The sequence below is a fragment of the Mesorhizobium sp. M4B.F.Ca.ET.089.01.1.1 genome, from assembly GCF_004022605.1.
Classification (GTDB): domain Bacteria; phylum Pseudomonadota; class Alphaproteobacteria; order Rhizobiales; family Rhizobiaceae; genus Mesorhizobium; species Mesorhizobium abyssinicae.
Genome location: NZ_RZOS01000775.1, coordinates 1 through 1,613, shown reverse-complemented (window position 1 = coordinate 1,613; position 1,613 = coordinate 1). Strand labels below are relative to the sequence as shown.

Genomic DNA, 1,613 nt, shown 5'->3' with positions numbered 1-1,613 from the left:
CCCTCGAGCTGGCCGATCTCGCGCCGCGATGGGCGCGTGAGCGAGCAGCATGCCGATACCGATGCGCGGAACTGCCTTTCGGCCTTTCCCGCCTCCGTCCGAATAGCGATTTGCCTGAAATCCGAAGATGACACGGAGGATACGCCCGATACTCGACACAAGCCTGGCTTTGCTCGACCGAACCTTGCCGGTTTCGCGTCCGCCAGAAACAAAGATCAAATTAGCGGCGATCCGTTAGCGCTCCGTTAACCCTCTGCCCGCCTTAATCAACTTTGGAGGCGTTGCGTTCTGCTCCGGTGCAACCGAGAGGAATACGCGAACCATGGGCATGGTACTGTCTTTCGTGCCGCGACCGGCACCAGTAAATCGAGCAGTTCAGAACACCGGCACGCCGGCGGCGGTGATCATCTTCCCCGGCGTCCGCTACGAACAGCCGCCAGTGGCCGGCGAGACGCGGCCGGCTGGCCCGGACAAGCCGCCGACGCCCGTGCCGCATCACTAGGGCGGGCGGCAAGGACTGTCCAACACTTGGGGATAGCGCAGGCGGGGCCGGCCGGTCAGTACTCCTGCAGCTCGCAGGAGCTCTGCTCCAGGAAACGTGACACGATCGGTTTCCAGCTGTCGTCCGGCACGAAGGCGCGGATGACGAAGATGCCTTCCTCGATCGGCGCCTCGACGAAGATCGCGCCCTGGAGCTCCTCCGGAAGTTCCCGGCGCACATCGATCATCTGCGCCGGAGTCAGCACCACCGTATCGAGCACGCCGCCGGTCGCGGTGTGGTCGTTGAAGGAATAGAAATTGTGGCCGTTGCGGTCATAGACCGAGACCGACCAGAACGGCACGTGGCCCGGCGCCTTGATGCGCACCAGGCCCTCGGCGAGGTCGAAGCGGCACGCGGCCGCGTAGAACAGCGGATCGACCGACTTCACCACCGGCGCGCCGCCGGCCTCGGCGTCGAGCCTGGTCATCCTGTAGAGGTCCGAGGCCATCGCCAGCCGCGACCAGGCATCGCGCTCGGAAAAATCCGGCACCAGCATCAGCACCACGATATGGACGATGCCGGCGCCGATCAGGCCGAGCAGCACGGCGTGGAAGAGCCTACGCATTGCAGCCCACTTTCACGATGCTGGGCAGCGACACGTCGGAAAGGCCGGTGCTGCTGGCGATCGGGGTGTCGTAGAAGGTGAGCACGAAATACATCTTGCCGAAGCCGTCGGTCAGCAGCCAGTTGCCGGGGGCGGGGCGGTTGCCGACGGCAATCGTCACCGCATTGTCGGGCTGGCGCAGCACCTGGTAGGACTGAAGCGCGGCCAGCCTCGGCTTGCCGGTGTCGACCACGCCCAGCGACTGGTCGGCGGCATAGAGCGTCCAGAAGCGGGCGGTCGGGAATCCGCCTTCGATCGTATAGGCGCATTCGCGCCTCAACGGCTCGCCTGCGGCATCGCGCTCGGCGATGAAGGACAGGCCCTCGGCCTTGCCCAGCGCCAGCACGCCCTCGCGCGCCACGCGCGCTTTCGAATAGGGGTCGGCGCCTTGCGTGCCGATCTCGGGAAAGGCCGTCCATTGGCCGATCCTGATCGCGCCGACGCCGTCCTGCGCCTGCAGCGCATACC

At 65.8% G+C, this 1,613-nt stretch carries 4 protein-coding genes; 2 read left to right on the top strand and 2 right to left on the bottom strand.

Going from position 1 to position 1,613, the window contains the following annotated elements:
* Both EN780_RS39840 and EN780_RS33755 read left to right on the top strand, forming a co-directional pair.
* Nucleotides 1–249, top strand: a 249-nt coding sequence (locus EN780_RS39840) for a hypothetical protein (RefSeq protein ID WP_210215071.1), incomplete at its 5' end; no start/stop codon positions are given.
* 73 nt (nucleotides 250–322) lie between these two features.
* The gene (locus tag EN780_RS33755) at nucleotides 323–502 is read left to right on the top strand and encodes a hypothetical protein (RefSeq protein ID WP_187331197.1); all 180 of its coding nucleotides are present in this window, start codon (nucleotides 323–325) and stop codon (nucleotides 500–502) included.
* A gap of 55 nt (nucleotides 503–557) precedes the next feature.
* On the opposite strand, the gene EN780_RS33750 is transcribed toward EN780_RS33755, so the two are convergent.
* Both EN780_RS33750 and EN780_RS33745 read right to left on the bottom strand, forming a co-directional pair.
* Nucleotides 558–1,106, bottom strand: coding sequence for a DUF1254 domain-containing protein (locus EN780_RS33750; RefSeq protein ID WP_127283109.1), 549 nt, complete (start codon nucleotides 1,104–1,106; stop codon nucleotides 558–560).
* Nucleotides 1,099–1,613, bottom strand: a 515-nt coding sequence (locus tag EN780_RS33745; RefSeq protein WP_245500207.1) for a DUF1214 domain-containing protein, incomplete at its 5' end; no start/stop codon positions are given. The genes EN780_RS33745 and EN780_RS33750, both read right to left, overlap by 8 nt.

What these genes read in the sequence shown, in the direction of transcription:
- EN780_RS33755 (WP_187331197.1), top strand. Translation starts at nt 323, where the DNA reads ATGGGCATGGTACTGTCTTTCGTGCCGCGACCGGCACCAGTAAATCGA.
- EN780_RS33750 (WP_127283109.1), bottom strand. Translation starts at nt 1,106, where the DNA reads ATGCGTAGGCTCTTCCACGCCGTGCTGCTCGGCCTGATCGGCGCCGGC.